The sequence below is a fragment of the Luteibacter sp. ME-Dv--P-043b genome, from assembly GCF_030209605.1.
Lineage (GTDB): Bacteria > Pseudomonadota > Gammaproteobacteria > Xanthomonadales > Rhodanobacteraceae > Luteibacter.
In genome coordinates, this window is sequence record NZ_JARVRT010000041.1 from 15,281 (window position 1) to 32,299 (window position 17,019).

The following is a 17,019-nucleotide window of genomic DNA, read 5'->3' on the forward strand; positions in this document are numbered from 1 at the left end:
GTACGCGCGGGGCCGGTGCGTCATGCCCGGCCCCGCAACCGTTTCGCCTGCCTGGACCCGACCATGATGCGCTCCCCTGAATGCCCCCGCGGGCCGTTTCCGTACGGCCGCACCCTTCTGCTCCTGCTGCTGGCGGGCCTTGCGCCCGCCGGCGTCGCCGCGGACCGGACCGCCGCCGAACCTCACGTGACCGCACGGGCCGCCACGGCATCGGCCCCCTCGCCCGTGGACCTGGCCAACCCGCTCGTCGGCACCGCGCCGCTCGATCGGCAGGATCTGATCGGCAATGCGCCACCGCCGGGCGAGCCGCTGTACACCGGCATGACCACGCCTGGTGCCAGCCTGCCGGAAAGCGCCACGGAGGCCGCGCCGGTCAACATCAACACCGACCTGGGTTTCGCCACCGGCGTACCCGTGGCCTACGATTACCGTCGTCCCGCCATGATCGGATTCACCGGCGGCGGCTCCACGTACGGCGCTCGCGGCGCTCCCATGGTGATGCCCGTGGTCGGCGACTGGACGGTGCCACCCGACTACACCACCGCCGCGTACGACAAGGCGACCGAGAAGGCGTCACCCGGTTACTACGCCGTAGACCTGGCCACGTTCCACACGAAGGTCGAGCTGACGGCCACGCAGTGGACCAGCCTCATGCGTTTCACCTTCCCCGAGAGCCACCGCGCCAACGTCGTGCTCAACCTGCGCAGGGACGGCGGTGACGTGGAGGTGGTCGGCGATCGAACGATCCGCGGCATGGCCAAGGCCGGACGGCACGATCACGACGCAGACGGTCCGTTCTTCGTCGCCGAGTTTTCCCGCCCGTTCACTGTCTTCGGCAGCTTCCACGCCGAGGTGAACCACCAGGGCGAGGGGCTGGGACGCGAGGATGTGCAGGCCGGTCGCCGCACGGTTTCCGGCGACTATGCCGGCGCCTATGTCACCTTCGACACGAAAGCCGGTGACCAGGTAGTGCTGCGCATCGCCCATGGCCACAGTGCGGCCGAAGCCGAACAGCGTCTGCACGCGCAGGACAGCGACACGGAGTTCGACCGCGTGCACGCGAAGGCGCGCGATATCTGGGCACGCCTGTTCGATCGCGTGCAGGTGGAAGGCGGCACGCCGAAGCAGCGCATGCTGTTCTATTCGACGCTTTATCATTCCTTCGCCAGCCCGCGGATGATCGCGCGCAAGGGCGAGCACTACACCGATAGCACCGGGCACGACCGGCTCGCGGCGTACGACCAGTACGGCCCCGTGCCGTTCTGGGATACCGGACGCAACCAGATCGCCCTGCTGATGCTGCTCCAGCCGGACGTGGTGAAGGACATCATGCGCTCCGAACTGGATCGCGCACGCGAGCGCGGCTACATGAACACCTCGTTCCACGGCGATCATGCGGTGTTCCTCTATGACGGCGCCTGGCAGCGCGGCATCGATTTCGACTACGCCGCCGCGTACGAGTACCTGCGCAAGAACGCCACGGACCCGAAGGGGCCGCGCGGTTACCTTGCCGAATACGATACGCAGGGCTGGATCGCCGACACCGTGCCGGAAGGCAGTCCCAGCCCGCCGTACGCCGGCGGCAAGGCGGGCGTGGCTACCACGCTGGAATACGCCTGGGACGACCACGCGCTGGCCGACCTGGCGCGCCGCCTGGGAAAGACCGACGATGCGGCGATGTTCGAGCGTCGCGCGGGCAACTACCGCCACGTGTTCGATCGCTCGACCGGCTTCTTCCGTGGCCGCACGGCCGACGGCGCCTGGATAACGCCGTTCGATCCCGGCGAGCCCTATTACAACTTCATGATGAAGGAAGCCTCCGGCTGGTCCACGCTGTGGCTGGTGCCACACGACGTGCAGGGACTGGTGCAGCTGCTGGGCGGCCGTGACGGATTCAACGCGAAGCTCGACGCGTTCTTCGCCACGCCTTATACGGCCAAGGGCATCTGCCGCGACTGCACCGGCCTGATCGGCCAGTACGTGCAGGGCAACCAGCCGGACCAGCAGGCGGCGTATCTCTACGCCTGGAGTGGCCAGCCGTGGAAGACCCAGGCACTGGCACGTCGCATCCTCAGCCAGATGTACGGCAGCGACGCCACCGGCTACGGATATCCCGGCATGGACGACCAGGGCTCCACGTCGTCGTGGTACGTGCTCAGCGCGATGGGCTTCTATCCCGTGGACCCGTCGCGGCCGGAGTACATCATCGGTAGCCCGATCTTCGACCGCGTGCGTCTGCGCCTGGGCAACGGCAAGGTGTTCGAGATCGTCGCGCGCGACAACACGGACGCCAACCCGTATATCCAGTCCGCCACGCTCAACGGCAAGCCCTGGAACAAACCCTGGTTCAGCCATGCGGACATCGCCAATGGCGCCACGCTGGTGCTGACGATGGGCCCGAAACCGAACACCGCCTGGGGCAGCGATCCCGGGGATGCGCCACCGTCCATGAGTGCCAAGGCCGCCACATGGAGCGGCAAGGTGCCTCCGCTGGCCACACCGTGGACTGCGGAGGTATCGCCCGACAACGCGCTGCCCGAGTACCCGCGCCCGCAACTGGCACGCCCATCGCTGGAGCATCCGCAGTGGTCCAACCTCAACGGCCTCTGGGAGTACGCGGCAAGCGATGTGGACACACCGCCCGTGTTCGGCCAGGCACTGAAGGACCGCATCCTGGTGCCCTACCCCGCCGAGTCCGTATTGTCCGGTGTGCAAAAACATGCGGACTTCATGCAGTACCGTCGCCTCGTGGACGTGCCGGCCACGTTCACGGCGAACGGCCAGCGGGTCCTGCTCCATTTCGGTGCGGTGGCCCAGGACGCCACCGTGTACGTCAACGGCACGCAGGTGGCACGCCATACGGGCGGCTATACGTCATTCGACGCCGATATCACGGCCGCGCTGAAAGCCAGGGGCCCACAGGAAATCCTTGTCACCGTGCATGCCCCCGTGGATGGCGCCAACGTCATGGTTGGCAAGCAGCGGCTGAAGCCCGAGGGTATTTTCTACACCGCCGCCTCCGGCATCTGGCAGACGGTGTGGCTGGAACCGGCGCCGGCCGTCCACCTGGCACAGCTGGACATCCTGCCGGCCACCGGCCTGGACGCCTTCACCGTGAGCGCGACGCTCGCGGGTGACGCGGCAGGCGCCACGTTGCATGTCACCGCCTATGCGGACGGCGCGCCGGTGGGCGAGGCCAGCGGACCCGCCGGCACACCGCTGCGCCTTGGCATCGCGCACCCCCGGCCGTGGAGCCCTCAGGACCCGTTCCTCTACACGTTCAAGGCCACACTGGTCGCGGGCAGCACGCGCGACGAGGCAACCAGCTATGCCGGCCTGCGCAGCATCGGCATCGCGAAGGTGCACGGCCGCAATCGCGTGGTGCTCAACGGCAAGCCCACCTTCCTGCTGGCAACGCTGGACCAGGGCTACTGGCCCGACGGGATCCACACCGCGCCGACCGACGAGGCGCTGCGGTTCGACATCCAGAAGACCCGCGATCTCGGCTTCAACACCATCCGCAAGCACATCAAGGTGGAACCGGCACGCTGGTACTACTGGGCCGACCGCATCGGACTGATGGTGTGGCAGGACATGCCGGCGCTGCCGAACGGCCACAACGACGCCTTGGGCGAGGCCGACAAGGCCGGCTTCCGCCGCGATGTGGACGCCATCGTGGACCAGCTCAAGGGCGACACCTCGATCATCGGCTGGATCCCCTTCAACGAGGGCTGGGGCCAGTGGAGCGTTCCCGCCGCCGCCGAACTGGCCGCGCAGATCAAGCGGCGCGATCCATCCAGGCTGGTCGACGCACGCAGCGGCGCGAACTGCTGCGATACCAAGGGCGATCCGATGGCGGGTGACATGATCGACATCCACGATTACCAGGGACCCGGCCTGCCCGCGCCGGATGCCACCCGCGCCTCGATGGACGGCGAGCATGGTGGCCTGACCCTCGGCGTCCCCGGCCATGTATGGCCGAACACGCCGATCAACCCGTACGGCGAGGTGAAGGATGCCGCCGCGTTGAACGACGGCTACGTGGCCAACACCGCGGTGCTGCGCGACAAGGGCCCGGGCATCGGTGTGTCGGGGGCGGTGTATACCCAGATCACCGACGTGGAAGGCGAGCACAACGGCCTGTTTACCTACGACCGCAAGGTCGAGAAGGTGGACGAGGCCCGTGTGCGCGCCATCAACGAGGCCACGATACGCGCGGGCAGCTCGCCCTGACGATGGGGCCGGCGACGCCCGTCTCCATCAAATCTTGAAGATCCATGAAGGTCATCTTGACGATCGGCGCCTAGCCTCACGGTTGCCCTCCCCCTCAGGAACCCTCCATGACATCGCCAAGATCCTTCCGTGCCGCGCGCACCCTCTCCGCGCTCGGCCTGGTCACCGTGACGACCTTCGTCGGCGCGCAGGACGCCGCGCCGGCGTCCTCGCCCGATCCCAACGCGCTGCAGGCCGTGGTCGGCGTGGCGGCGGTATCCGCGCCGCGCTATGCCGGCTCGAAGCGCGACCGCATCCAGGTGCTGCCCGTCGTCTCGATCGCCAAGGGCCCGTGGTTCATCGACACGCTGCGCGGCGTGGGCGCGCAATACCAGACGCAGGGCGGCTTCTCGGTCAGCGAGGCCCTGCACTACGACTTCGGCCGCCGCGACCGCGACGATGGCCTGCGACCGGGCGCGGACGAACTGCGCGGCATGGGCGACGTGCCCGGCTCCGTCGTCAGCCGCACCATCGTGGCCCAGCAGTTCAGCCCGGTGCTTTCCACCAGCGCCGAGGCCGAGTACTCGCTGAGGGACGGCACCCACCGCGCCCGTTTCCGCGCGGGGCTGCAATGGGCGCTGATCCAGCGCGACAGCGACATGCTGACCTGGAACGCGGACATCCATGCCGGCAACGCCTCATTCAACCAGGCCTACTTCGGGGTGTCGCCGCTCCAGGCCACGCGCACCCGCTTCACGCCTTACCGCGCTGCGGGCGGCGTGTATGCCTACTCCAGCACGCTGACCTGGACCCACGTGTTCAGCCCACACTGGTCGACCAGCGTCACGCTGAGCGGGCTGCGCTACACCGGCAAGGCCTCCGACAGCCCGATCGTGGCGCGACGGACCGCGCTCACATCGGCCGTGGCGATGAACTACGCGCTGTAACCGCCGCGCAGCGGCAACGCGACCGTCACCCGCAAACCGCCATCGGCACGGTTGGCGGCGTGGATGGTGCCGCCGTGGGCTTCCACCACCACGCTGGCGATGGACAACCCCAGCCCGCTGCCACCGGAATGCCGGCCGCGAGAGTGTTCCGCGCGCCAGAAGCGGTCGAAGATGCGCGGCAGCTCGTCGGGCGGCACGCCCGGGCCGCGATCCTCGACCGCGATGCGCGGCGCACCGCCTTCGTCGGTAAGTCGAATACGCAGCGACCGCCCCGCGGCCGCATAGCGGATGACGTTCTCGATCAGTACGGAAACGACCTGCCCCAGGCGGTCGCGGTCGCCGTACCAGCGCAGCGAGGCGGGGCCGTCCACGCTGCACGCGATACCGGCCTCGTCCAGCGCCGGTGACGACCAGGCCACCCGTTCGGCGATCAGCTCGGCAAGGTCGAAACGGTCTTCGCTCAGGCGCAGTTCGCCCGCCCGCGCCACCGAGAGGAAATGCAGGTCGGAGACCAGGCGGTTCAGCTGCACCAGCTGGCGCAGGATCATGCCCAGCTGTTCCGGCTGCGGCTCGAATACGCCATCGAGGATGCCCTGCAGGCGACCCATGGCCGCGTTGAGCGGCGTGCGCAGCTCGTGCGCGAGGATGGCGCTGGAGTCCAGCACCTCGCGCTCGTAGCGCGACAGCTTCTCGCACATGGCGTTGAAATCCGCGGCCAGCCGGTTGAGCTCGTCCGGCGCGTTGGGCACGTGTTCGGCCCGCGCGGAGAAGTCGCCCTGCGTGACCCGTCGCGCGGTCGCGGCTACGATGGAAAACTGGCGGGACAGCGGCCGCGACGCGACCAGGCCCAGCAGCACGATCACCGGCACCGAGGCCAGCACCAGCGCGTAGAACAGCAGCCAGTCGGAACCGACCAAGCCGGGCACCAGATCCTGCGGCCGGTAGTACTGGCGCAGGTAACCCCATAGCTCCGGCTCGTGCCTTTCCGGCGCGTCGCTGAGCACGGCGATGCGATCGCGTATGGCGGGCGGGATGCGCCGTTCGATCGTGTAGGCCTCGATGGCAAAGCGCAGCCACATGCACAACGCGATGGTCAGCACCACGCCCAGGGCGAGCAGGCTCATGCGCACCGCCACCCAGCGCCATAGCGAGCGCCCGCGAGCGGGCTTCGACGGATCAGTGCGCGTCATCGGTAGCGATAGCCGACCGAGCGCACGGTGACCAGCACCCCGGTTACATCCAGGGCCTCGAGCTTGCGGCGCAGGTTGTGCACGTGCGTGTCGACCACGCGCTCCAGCGCATCGCTGTCCGGCAGGCAGGCCTCCAGAAGCTCCGCGCGCGTGAACGCCTTGAACGGTGTGCGGATCAGCAGCGCGAGGATGCCGAACTCGGTGGGCGTGAGATCCAGAACGACCGTCCCCCGTTGCGCATGGGCCACGGTGGCCATCACGGATTCGGTATCGACGGTGACCGGGCCTTCGACATAGGAGGCCACTGTGGGCGATACCGGCACCGACCGCCGCAGGACGGCGTGCACGCGCGCCACGACTTCCCGCGGGCTATAAGGCTTGACGATGTAGTCGTCGGCGCCATAGCGCAACGCGCCGATCTTGTCGGGCTCGTCGCCGAGGGCCGTGAGCATGATCACCGGCGTCTGGCTGCTGCGACGGATAGCCGAGAGCACGTCGGTGCCGCTGACCAGCGGCAGCATGACATCCAGCAACACGATGTCCGGATGCCACTGCGCGTGGGCCTCGATGCCGCGCTGGCCATCGGGTGCGATATGGACGTCGAAACCATCCTTCAGCAGATAGGCCTGCAGGATGCTCGCGCTGTCGGCATCGTCTTCCACGACGAGCACACGTCGCACCATGGCGTTCTCCCTTGATGAAATCTTGAAGAAAGGCCGATGAAGCCTTGAGATACGTCTCTGACAATGCGCCCAGCTTATCAGCCCGGGAGCATGCAGTGCGTTGGTCATTCCGTCAGGATCGAATCCTCTGGCCCCATTCCGTAGCACTCCTGCTGCTGGTCGTGGCGTGCCTGCCGTTTTCCGCGTGTTCGCTGGCGCCTGCGTACCAGCGACCGTCGGTCGCCATGCCGGCGACGCTCGGCGAGCGCGTGGTGCCGAAGGCGCCGACGACCGCCGGTGCCACACCGTCCACGGCGGCGCTGTCGATGGAGGAAGCCCGTTTCCTCGGCGCCTTCGCGCCGGACGCCGAAGCGACCCGCATCGTCACCACGGCACTCGCCGCCAATCCGGACCTGCGTGCCGCCGCGTCGCAGGTGGCCGAGGCCCGCGCGGGCGTCGCGGGGCAGCGCGCCGCGCTGTTCCCGCAACTGGGCGCCACCCTGCAGCGCGACAAGACGCAGATGGATGATCCCACCGCCGCGGCGATGCTGAACCGCGATTTCAAGTCGGCCACGCTGGACGGCCGCTTCGAGCCCGACTTCTTCGGCCGCCTGCGCAGCCTGTCCGACGCGGCGTCGTACGACTACCTGGCCAGCGAAGCCGGGCAGAAGGAGGCACGTGGCGAACTGATCGCCGCCGTACTCGCGGCCTATGTCGACGAACGCGCCGCCGTCGAGGTGGCCGGCAAGCTGGTCTACGCCGACCAGGCCGGTGAAGCGCTGACCGGTCATGCGCGCAAGCAGTACGCCGTCGGCACGATCTCCGCCGACGACCTGCAGGAGCGCATCGACCAGGCTTCGCGCGTGCACGCCGCGCGACTGGAGGCCCAGCGCCGGCACGACGACGCGCTGCGCTACCTGCAATCGTTGACCGGCTACGCGCTGCCCACGCCGGTGGTGGACCTGGACCGTATCGGCCGCACGGATACCGCCGCCGACTCGCTTGCATCGCTACCCTCCACCGTGCTGCTGCAGCGACCTGACGTGGTGCGCGCCGAGGAGCGCCTGCGCGCGGCCAACGCGAACATCGGTGCGGCGCGTGCGGCCTTCTTCCCGTCGATCCAGCTGTCGTCGTCGGTGGGCCATGTGTCGTCCAGCCTGGACAATCTCTTCGGTGCGGCCACGGGCGGCTGGACGTTCCTGCCGCAGCTCACGCTGCCGTTGTTCGACGGTGGCGCAAGGCGCGCCGACCTGGACCTGGCCAAGGCACGCAAGGACACCGCGGTGGCCGACTACGAAGCCACGGTGCAGCGGGCGTTCCGCGATGTGGCCGATGCGCTCGGTGCCCGCGATGCGCTGGCGGCGCGCGTGCAAAGCCTCGACACCGCCTGCGCCGCTGACAGTGCGCGACTGGCCAAGGCGTATGCACGGCATCAGCAAGGCCTGGAAGACCCGTCCCAGGTGCTCGTCCACACCATCGACACGGCGCAGGTGCAGATCGATTGCCTTTCCGCCCGACGCGACCAGGCGCTCAACCGCGTCGCCGTCTTCCGCGCCTTCTACGGCGTGACGCTGCCCGATGCCCCCGGCGCGTCCACCTTTCACGGAGCTTCGTTGTGAACACACGTTTTTCCCTCCTGGCCGCCGGCCTGGTGCTGCCCTGCCTGCTGGCCGCGTGCAGCGAACCGCATCGCGAAACCGTCGTGCCGCGCACCGTGCTGCTGGCCGATGTCGCCCCCGCGCCGGGCGCGACCTATACGGTCACCGCCGAAGTGCGCCAGGCGCAGCGTGCCCGGCTCGGCTTCGACGTGGCCGGCCGCATCGCGAGCATCGCGGTCAAGCCCGGTGACGCCTTTACCCAGGGCCAGGTGCTGGCCCGGCTCGATCCCGAGCCGATCCGCCTGCGCCGGGTCCAGGCCCGCGCGGAAGCCGCGTCCGCCCATGCCGAAGCGGCCGACCGCGCGGAGCAGCTGCGCCAGCAGGTGGCTTTGTTCGACGACGGCGCGGCCTCGAAGACCACGCTGTCCATGGCCAAGGCCGCCGACGAGGCCGCGCGCGGCAAGGCCGCTGCCGCCGATGCCGCCGTGGCCCTGGCCGCGCGCGATCTCGCTCATGGCGACATCGTCGCCCCGTTCGCCGGACACGTGGTGTCGCGTGCGGAGGAACCCAGCCACGATGTCGCCTCGGGCCAGGTGGTGCTGACCCTCGATGGCCAGGGCCAGTTCGAGGTGGTCGCCGCACTGCCGGCGTCGCTGCGCGCGTCGCTGGCACCGGGTGCTGCGGCGACGCTCGTGGCCGCCGACACCACGCCGGTCACGGTGCACCTCGCGCAGCTGTCCGACCACGAAGACAAGGGCGCGACGGTGGAGGCGATCTTCCGCACCGACGGTGCGCCATCGGCCCTCACCGCCGGGCAGTTGCTGCCGCTGCGCTTGAGCGGCGCTGACGACGGTCGGCTGTCGATCCCCCTCACCGCGCTGGTGCCGGGCACCCGGGCAGGCGATGACGCCGTGTTCGTCTTCGACACCACCCACGGGCACGTGCATCGCAGGAAGGTGGTCGTGGGCGGTCGCTCGGGCGATCGCGTGTTGATCGGCGGCGGCCTGGCCGCGGGGGAACAGGTGGTCGTCGCGGGCACCGCGTTCCTGGTCGACGGGCAGTCGGTGCACGCGTTCGAAGGCGCCAGCCAGCTGGAGACCCACTGACATGTTCCTGACCCGTTCGGCGCTCGGCGCCAGCCGCCTCACCCTGTTCATCGCCGCGCTGATCCTCGTCGCCGGCACCTGGACCTTCCTGCACTTTCCCTCGCAGGAAGAACCGTCCGTCACCGTGCGCGACGCCGTGGTGTCCATCAGCCTGCCCGGGCTGGATACCCGCCAGGCCGAAGATGTCCTGGCACGTCCCGCGGAAGAACGGCTACGCGAACTGGGCGGCCTGAAAACCATCGCCACCACCGTGCGGCCCGGTGCCGTGGTCATCCAGCTGACCGCGTACGACGCGGTAACCGACCTGGATGCACTCTGGCAGAAGGTGCGGTCCAAGCTGGCCGAGGTAGCGCCCACGTATCCGCAGGGGACGATAGGACCCTTCCTCGACGACGATTTCGGCCGCGTGTCGGTCGCCTCCATCGCGGTAACCGCGCCGGGCTTCTCGCTGGCGCAGATGCGCGAGCCGCTGAAGCAATTCCGCGCGCAGCTGTATGCGCTCAAGGGCGTGGAGCGCGTGGCGTTCTACGGCATGCAGGATACCCAGCTGTATGTGCAGTTCGACCGGAGCAAGCTGGCTGCCCTGGGCCTGACACCGATGGACGTCGGCCGCCAGCTGGCCGCCGTCGACGCCATCGCCTCCGCCGGGCAACCCTCGGTCTCGGGGCTGGGCCTGTCGGTCAGCGTCGACGGCGCGATGCACTCGGTGGACGACCTGCGACGCGTCACGCTCACGGTGCCCCACGAGGGCGGCGCGCGCGACGTGACGCTGGGCGACGTGGCCGTCATCCGCGCGATGCCCACCGATCCGCCGCAAAGCGCGGCCGTCTACCAGGGCCAGCCGGCCGTCGTGGTCTCCGTGTCCATGGCCGAGGGCCTGGAGATCGCCAGCTTCGGCCGTGCGTTGAAGGCCACCCTGGCCACGGCGGGCCAGTCGCTCCCGGCCGGTTTCGCCGCGCACGTGGTGACGTTCCAGCCCGATGTGGTCACGCGTGAGATGGGCAAGATGCACCACGTGATGGGCGAGACGGTGGTGATCGTCATGGCCGTGGTCATGCTGTTCCTGGGCTGGCGGATGGGCCTGGTGGTGGGCGCCATCGTGCCGCTGACCATCCTCAGTTCGCTGCTGGTCATGCGCGCGTTCGACATCGAGCTGCAGATGGTGTCGATGGCGGCGATCATCCTCGCGCTGGGCCTGCTGGTCGACAACGGCATCGTCATCGCCGAGGACATCGAGCGGCGACTCAAGGCGGGCGAGGAACGTCGCTCGGCCTGCATCGAGGCCGGACGCACGCTGGCCGTGCCGCTGCTGGTATCCACGCTGGTCATCGTGCTCGCGTTCTCGCCGTTCTTCCTGGGCCAGACCAGTACCAACGAGTACCTGCGCTCGCTGGCCATCGTGCTGGCGGTGACCTTGCTGGGCTCGTGGTTCCTCGGGCTGACCGTCACGCCGTTGCTGTGCTTCCATTTCGCCCGCGTCCATGCGGACGCCGCGGACGACGCCGCGCACGAGTCGCGCTTCTATCGCGGCTACCGTCGGGTGATCGGCTGGGTGCTCGCACACAAGCTGCTCTACGTGGGCGTGATGCTGGCCCTGCTGGGCGGCGCGGGGTGGACGCTATCGCGCCTGCCCTACGACTTCCTGCCGCGTTCGGATCGCCTGCAGTTCCAGATCCCGTTGACCTTCCAGGCCGGCGTGGACGCGCGGCAGACCCTGGACGACGTCACCCGCATCAGCCATTGGCTGGGCGACCGCAAAGCCAACCCGGAGGTGGAGGACAGCATCGGGTATGTCGCCGATGGCGGTCCGCGCATCGTGCTAGGGCTGAACCCGCCGTTGCCCGGTCCGAACATCGGCTATTTCACCGTCTCCGTGCGACCCGGCACGGATATCGACAGCGTCATCGCGCGTTCGCAGCATTACCTGGCCGATCGCCTCCCCAACCTGCACGCCGAACCGAAGCGTTTCTCGCTGGGTGCCACCGAAGCCGGCGTGGCGGTCTATCGCGTCACCGGAGCCGACGAAGCCACGCTGCGCCGGCTGGGCGACCAGGTGGCGGCCGTGCTGCGTGCCCTGCCCGGCACGGTCGACACGCTCGACAGTTGGGGACCGCGCATTCCGCGCTACCGGGTCGTGCCGGACCCGGCGAAGATGCACGCTGTCGGCATCACCCGCGAAGACGTGCTGCACGCCCTGCAGTTGCGCTATAGCGGCTACCAGGCCACCGCCATCGACGACGGCGGTACCAGCGTGCCGGTGGTCCTGCGCGGCAGCGCGGCCGAACGCGCCTCGGATGCCGATCCCGGCGATACGGTGGTCTATCCGTCCGACGGCCAGGCGAACGGTGGGCCCGTACCACTGGCCGCCGTGGCATCCGTCGTGCTGGACTCCGAGCCGGGTGTCGTGCAACGGCGCAACCTGAGCCGCGCCATCACGGTGACCGCACGCAACCCGTCGCTCACCGCGCAGGAGATCGCCGACCGCCTCGCGCCCGCCATCGCGCGCATCGCCCTTCCGCCGGGCTACACGATCAACCTGGGCGGCGAGATCGAGGACTCCGCGGAAGCCAATGCCGTGTTGACCCAGTACATGCCGCTGGCCCTGGGCGGGATGCTGCTGCTGTTCGTCTGGCAGTTCAACTCGTTCCGCAAGGTGTTCATCATCGTCGCCAGCATCCCCTTCATCCTGATCGGCGCGACGCTCGCGCTGGTGGTCAGCGGCTATCCGTTCGGCTTCATGGCCACGTTCGGACTGCTTGCCCTGGCCGGCATCATCGTCAACAACGCCGTGCTGCTGCTGGAGCGTATCGACGCGGAAATCGCGGAGGGCCTGCCCCACCACGACGCGGTGATCGAAGCCGCGGTCAAACGCCTGCGCCCCATCGTGATGACCAAGCTGACCTGCATCGTCGGGCTCATACCGCTGATGTTGTTCGCCGGTCCGCTGTGGACGGGCATGGCCATCACGCTGATCGGCGGCCTGCTGCTGGGAACGCTGGTCACGCTCGGCCTCATTCCGCTGCTTTACGACACGCTGTTTCGCACCTGATTCTGTCATCCATCCCGCGGAGAATGTCGCCATGGGCGAACACCACGACACGCCGGTACGTATTCTTTACCTGGACATGGACCCCGGGGCGCAACCGCCCGGGTACGAGACCGTCTACGCCATCCTCGACCCGACCCCTTCGCCACGCTGGCGGGCCGCGTTCCGGCGCTTCGCGCGCAACGGCCCGCCGTTGCTGCGCGGGGTGACGATCCAGACGTTCCAGCGCAAGGCAGCCATCCGTATCGCGGTACCCGAGCAGAACATCGCGGCCGCTCTGCAGGGGCTGAAGACGCTGGTTGCCGACGTCAGCGGACGCACGGGCCGCGTACGTGCCGTGCCGACGACGACGACGACGGACCAGGGTGGGCTCAGTGCGGCCCGGCGCTCGCCTTGACGCGGTCGGGAACATCCGAAGCGGGATCGAGGGTGTAGGCATAGGCGACCGGCGGCCGCAGGAACGGCGTGCCGACGGCGGACTGGCCGGTCGTCGTCCGGTAGACGTTGTCACGCTCGTAGAACGCATGGGCGTCGCCGGGCTTGTCCAGGCCGATCTCGTTGCTCTGGTGGGTGCCCATGAAATAGTTGGCTTCCGAATACACCACCGCACCGCTGCCCACCTGCAACGCCGTGTACTGTCCCGCACCGGCCCGCGCGGCCGGCCCCGCCGATGGCGGCGACGCATTGTCGAAGTAGTTGTCGTAGGCGTGGATCCAGCCGCGCAACAAGGGGCGGCCCTTGACCCGCGGACCGAACCAGTCGTGGTGAAGCGTGACGTGCAGCGCGTGCGACCCGTAGCTGTAGGAGTCCGACGGGTTGGCGCCGACGATCATGGCCAGCCGTTCGTTGGCCAGGTCGCTATAGCGGCCGACCCAGTTCCACAGAGGGTCCGGGTCCATGGTCAGCCAGGCCTCGGTGAAGTAGAAATGGTCATACGACAACGTGACGTCGTCGGAGCCGAGCGTGACGCTCAGCAGGTCGTCGCTGGTGTCGTAGAACGTGCAGTGGTCGATCCACGCGTTCACCGTCCGCCTAAGCGACACCCCCTCGTAATTGATGCCGATGGTGTCCGGCGTACCGAAGACCTGGGGCGGCAAGGCCTGCAAGTCCGCGATGCGGCCGTGGAAGGTGATGTTCCTTACCACGATGTTCTCGATGGCCTGACCCACGGGCAGTTGTTCGCCGTCGAACTTCAGTTGGATGTTCTCCAGCACCGCCTTGCCGCCGGGCGCGCCTTCGATCGTCGTGTCATTCCACGCCGTGCTGCCGAAGAGGATCGTGACCGGCACCGGACCGCCGTAGATCGCCCCGTCCACCACGATATGGTGCCGGGACGACGCGACCGCCGCACGAAGCTGCGCCAGCGTCGCCACCGTCGTCGCAGGCTCAATGGAGCCGGTCGCCGTGGAAAAGCCACCCGTGGCGGCGTGTCCGCTGTGACCGGCATGCACGGCGGCCACGGGCAAAGACAAACCCAGGGCCACGGCGAGGGCACCCAGCGAAAGCGTTCGTTTGATGGTCATGCGGGCGCCTTCCCGGGGATGGTGGACCGGCCCGTCACCGAGCCGAGATGCAGCGTGCGGTCCGCGATCGTCGCGACGTCCGCGCGATGCGAGACGACGATCAGGATGGTACGCGGAAGACGGCGTTTCAGGCGCTCCAGCACGATCCGCTCGGAAGCGGCATCCAGTGCGCTGGTCGCCTCGTCCAGTACGGCCAGCGCCGGCTGCCGCAGGATCACCTGGGCCAGCATGAGGCGTTGCAGTTCTCCACCGGACAGGCGGCTGGACGATCCGTGCAACGCGGTATCCAGGCCCTCGCTCGCACGCGCCAGCCTGACGTCCAGGCCCACATCCGCCAGGGCGTCGCGCAAGGCCGCCTCGTCCGCCTCGGGTGCGGCCCAAAGCAGGCACTCGCGCACCGATGTCTGCCATGGCCGCACGTTCTGCCCGACATAGGCACCGTGCCGCACGAGGTCGCGATAACGCCCGAACGCCAGCGGGCGACCATCGAGCGTGGCTTCGAATGCCTCGGGCTCGGCCATGCCGGCCAGCACGTCGACGAGGCTGCTCTTGCCGATACCCGAATCGCCGAAGACCAGGATCATCCGGCCCGGCACCAGGTCCAGGTCCCGTACTTCCACGCCTTCGGTGGGCGGCACGACCCGCAGGCGGACGATCCGCAACGTGCCCGGTGGGCAGGTGGCGACCGCCACCGACCCGGCGTTGGCGCCGAGTCGCGCATAGCGTTCCCACAGTTCGAAAGCCGGCACGGCGGACCGCAGCTGCTGGAAGCTTTGCCGGCTGGACACCATGTACGGGAACAGGCGGCCCAGCAGCAGGCAGACGGCGATCAGGGACGCGGGATCGATCCCGTGCCAGTGCCGTGCCAGCACCAGTACGGCGGTGATACCGGCCGCGCCCAGCAGTTCCAGCAACATCCGCCCGGAAGCGACCAGCTCGACCTGACGCGCGTAGCCATGGGCCAGGCGAGCGGAAATCGCGCCGTAACTCGCTTTTTCCGCGGCTTCGCGCCCGAACGAGCGTACGTGGCGAAGGCGCCGCGGAAAATCCTCGCTGTGCCAGAACAGTGTCGTCATGTCCGTCACGTACTGCCGGCTGACCCGCGACTGCTCGCGCCCGAACAGCCGTGACGCGGCGATGGCCACCGCCATCAGCAACGGCGTCGCCAGCATCAGGCCGGGCGACAGCCAGAATGCGAACGCCAGGCTGACCGCCGCGGTGACGCCCGCCACCAGCAACTGCTGCAGCGCCGTGAAACCCTGCACCACGATCTCGATGTTGTACGTGAGCACGTTGGCGATCTCCGCCGACGTGGCATCGGCCAGCGACGCCAGCGGTGCACCGACGAGGCTGGCATGGACACGTCGCCGCAGGTCCAGGCCGTAACGCCCCACCAGTCGCGCACCGACACGTGCCGACTGCCAGCGCAGCCAGGCGAACGACGTGGTAACCGCAAGAAAGGCGAGCACCTGCAGGTCGGGCGGCGGCCGCCATGCAATGCCTATCGCGCCCAGGGGCGCCGCCTGGCCGGGCTGGATCAGCGGCACCAGCAGCAGGGCGGCAAGGCTGCCCACCAGCGCCGAGGCCAACGACAAGGCGACATAGGTGGCCAGGGCGATCCGGTCACCCGGTGAGAGCGAGGTCACCAGCGAACGCAACGGGCCGCGCGAGCGGACACCGGCAGGCATCAGCATGTCGCCATGTCGTGCCGGCGGAGGAGATCGCGCAAGGCGTGGGCCGATGCGCGCGGATGCCGTCCCCGACGCAGTTCGTGACCGCCCAGCGCGCACAGGCCATGCAGGAAACGGCGCCATCCGTGTTGTCCGGCGGCATAGGGCTGGTCGACCTCGATGCGCGCGGCCACGTCTTCTGGGGACAGCGGCGCCAGCAACCGATCGGGATCGGCCGCCATCCGGTCGGAAACGAACACGGCGCCGACCAGGGCCAGCGGCGTGCCCAGCGGTCGCGCGCGCCCACGCAGGTCGGCTTCGAATTTCTCCACGCCGCTGCGCCGGCGGATGACGGGGGCTGCGGCGATCCAGCGGCGGGTCGCCTCATCGTCGACGAAGCGCAACGCATCCGCCCGCACGTGCAGGAAGTTGGCCACGCCGGTCGCCAGCATGCCCGCCGGCTGCACCAGCACGGCATCCTCCGAGACGAAGTCCATGCCCTGCGACAGGCACTGCAGCGCCAGTGTCGACTTGCCGGCACCGCTGCCACCCAGCAGCAGTACACCGCGCCCGTGCTTGCCCACGCAGGCACCATGCAACGGCACCAGGTCCATGCCGCGCGCCGCCAGCAGGTAGACGGCGAATTCGATCAGTTCGTAGCGAACATGATAGGGATGCGCCAGCATGTCCTGCGACACCACGACCAGCGCATGCTGTCGATCCGGCGAGACCACGACGTAGTTGGATTCATCCATGACCCCGCAGAGCAGGCCCGCGCCCGCCTGCGTACGCACCGCGGGCGGTGGCCCGGCGCCATGGCGCGGTTTGCGCATGACCAGCCGCAATTCGACACGAAACACCGAAGGTACGTCGTGCCATCGTTGCGCGGGAAGTCCGCCATACGCAGCCTCCACCAGGTCCAGCAACGCCTCGCTGCCACTGTCGAACTGAAAGCGTCCGCCGAGCAGTTCCTTGCATACCGTGAACGGCAGCACCGCGCGCTCCGAGAAGGGATCGGTCACGTCGGGATCTTGCTGGTTGGTCAAGGCCATCTCGCCGCTCGTT

11 protein-coding genes are annotated in these 17,019 nt (G+C 68.7%); 6 read left to right on the forward strand and 5 right to left on the reverse strand.

What is annotated here, in order from left to right; genetic code table 11:
• Positions 1–63 precede the first annotated feature (63 nt).
• Positions 64–4,233: a GH92 family glycosyl hydrolase gene (locus tag QRN34_RS17635; protein ID WP_285406523.1), complete on the forward strand. Its 4,170-nt coding sequence runs from the start codon at positions 64–66 to the stop codon at positions 4,231–4,233.
• Between the two features lie 107 nt (positions 4,234–4,340).
• Positions 4,341–5,159: a MipA/OmpV family protein gene (locus QRN34_RS17640; RefSeq protein ID WP_285406525.1), complete on the forward strand. Its 819-nt coding sequence runs from the start codon at positions 4,341–4,343 to the stop codon at positions 5,157–5,159.
• Here QRN34_RS17640 and QRN34_RS17645 read toward each other — a convergent pair.
• Entirely contained in the window at positions 5,147–6,349 is a 1,203-nt protein-coding gene (locus tag QRN34_RS17645) for an ATP-binding protein (protein WP_285406526.1), read from the reverse strand. The two genes, QRN34_RS17640 and QRN34_RS17645, sit on opposite strands and share 13 nt — an antisense overlap.
• Positions 6,346–7,032: a response regulator gene (locus QRN34_RS17650; RefSeq protein WP_036140696.1), complete on the reverse strand. Its 687-nt coding sequence runs from the start codon at positions 7,030–7,032 to the stop codon at positions 6,346–6,348. Before QRN34_RS17650 ends, QRN34_RS17645 begins: the two co-directional genes overlap by 4 nt.
• A 95-nt stretch (positions 7,033–7,127) precedes the next feature.
• Between QRN34_RS17650 and QRN34_RS17655 the strand changes: the two genes are divergently transcribed.
• From QRN34_RS17655 to QRN34_RS17670, 4 genes are read left to right on the forward strand one after another with little or no spacing between them, the layout of a single operon-like run.
• Positions 7,128–8,630 carry an efflux transporter outer membrane subunit gene (locus QRN34_RS17655; RefSeq protein WP_285406528.1) on the forward strand — a complete coding sequence of 501 codons (1,503 nt, stop codon included), beginning with the start codon at positions 7,128–7,130 and terminating at the stop codon, positions 8,628–8,630.
• Positions 8,627–9,715, forward strand: a complete 1,089-nt coding sequence (locus QRN34_RS17660) for an efflux RND transporter periplasmic adaptor subunit (protein WP_285406529.1) — start codon at positions 8,627–8,629, stop codon at positions 9,713–9,715. The genes QRN34_RS17655 and QRN34_RS17660 overlap by 4 nt, the downstream gene beginning before the upstream one ends.
• Position 9,716: 1 nt before the next feature.
• On the forward strand, positions 9,717–12,764 hold the full coding sequence (locus tag QRN34_RS17665; RefSeq protein WP_285406531.1) for an efflux RND transporter permease subunit: 3,048 nt from the start codon (positions 9,717–9,719) through the stop codon (positions 12,762–12,764).
• A 31-nt stretch (positions 12,765–12,795) separates the two neighbouring features.
• Positions 12,796–13,158 (forward strand): hypothetical protein, encoded by a 363-nt coding sequence (locus QRN34_RS17670; protein ID WP_285406532.1) that lies wholly within the window; start codon positions 12,796–12,798, stop codon positions 13,156–13,158.
• Here the strand turns inward: QRN34_RS17670 and QRN34_RS17675 are convergent.
• From QRN34_RS17675 to QRN34_RS17685, 3 genes are read right to left on the reverse strand one after another with little or no spacing between them, the layout of a single operon-like run.
• Complete coding sequence (locus QRN34_RS17675; RefSeq protein WP_285406534.1) at positions 13,133–14,284, reverse strand: pectate lyase; 1,152 nt, start codon at positions 14,282–14,284, stop codon at positions 13,133–13,135. The genes QRN34_RS17670 and QRN34_RS17675 overlap by 26 nt on opposite strands.
• Positions 14,281–15,978 carry an ABC transporter ATP-binding protein gene (locus QRN34_RS17680; RefSeq protein WP_285406535.1) on the reverse strand — a complete coding sequence of 566 codons (1,698 nt, stop codon included), beginning with the start codon at positions 15,976–15,978 and terminating at the stop codon, positions 14,281–14,283. Before QRN34_RS17680 ends, QRN34_RS17675 begins: the two co-directional genes overlap by 4 nt.
• Positions 15,972–17,000, reverse strand: a complete 1,029-nt coding sequence (locus QRN34_RS17685) for a serine kinase (RefSeq protein WP_285406538.1) — start codon at positions 16,998–17,000, stop codon at positions 15,972–15,974. Before QRN34_RS17685 ends, QRN34_RS17680 begins: the two co-directional genes overlap by 7 nt.
• Between the last annotated feature and the right edge of the window lie 19 nt (positions 17,001–17,019).

What these genes read in the sequence shown, in the direction of transcription:
- QRN34_RS17665 (WP_285406531.1), top strand. Translation starts at nt 9,717, where the DNA reads ATGTTCCTGACCCGTTCGGCGCTCGGCGCCAGCCGCCTCACCCTGTTC.
- QRN34_RS17640 (WP_285406525.1), top strand. Translation starts at nt 4,341, where the DNA reads ATGACATCGCCAAGATCCTTCCGTGCCGCGCGCACCCTCTCCGCGCTC.
- QRN34_RS17645 (WP_285406526.1), bottom strand. Translation starts at nt 6,349, where the DNA reads ATGACGCGCACTGATCCGTCGAAGCCCGCTCGCGGGCGCTCGCTATGG.
- QRN34_RS17670 (WP_285406532.1), top strand. Translation starts at nt 12,796, where the DNA reads ATGGGCGAACACCACGACACGCCGGTACGTATTCTTTACCTGGACATG.
- QRN34_RS17680 (WP_285406535.1), bottom strand. Translation starts at nt 15,978, where the DNA reads ATGCTGATGCCTGCCGGTGTCCGCTCGCGCGGCCCGTTGCGTTCGCTG.
- QRN34_RS17635 (WP_285406523.1), top strand. Translation starts at nt 64, where the DNA reads ATGATGCGCTCCCCTGAATGCCCCCGCGGGCCGTTTCCGTACGGCCGC.
- QRN34_RS17675 (WP_285406534.1), bottom strand. Translation starts at nt 14,284, where the DNA reads ATGACCATCAAACGAACGCTTTCGCTGGGTGCCCTCGCCGTGGCCCTG.
- QRN34_RS17650 (WP_036140696.1), bottom strand. Translation starts at nt 7,032, where the DNA reads ATGGTGCGACGTGTGCTCGTCGTGGAAGACGATGCCGACAGCGCGAGC.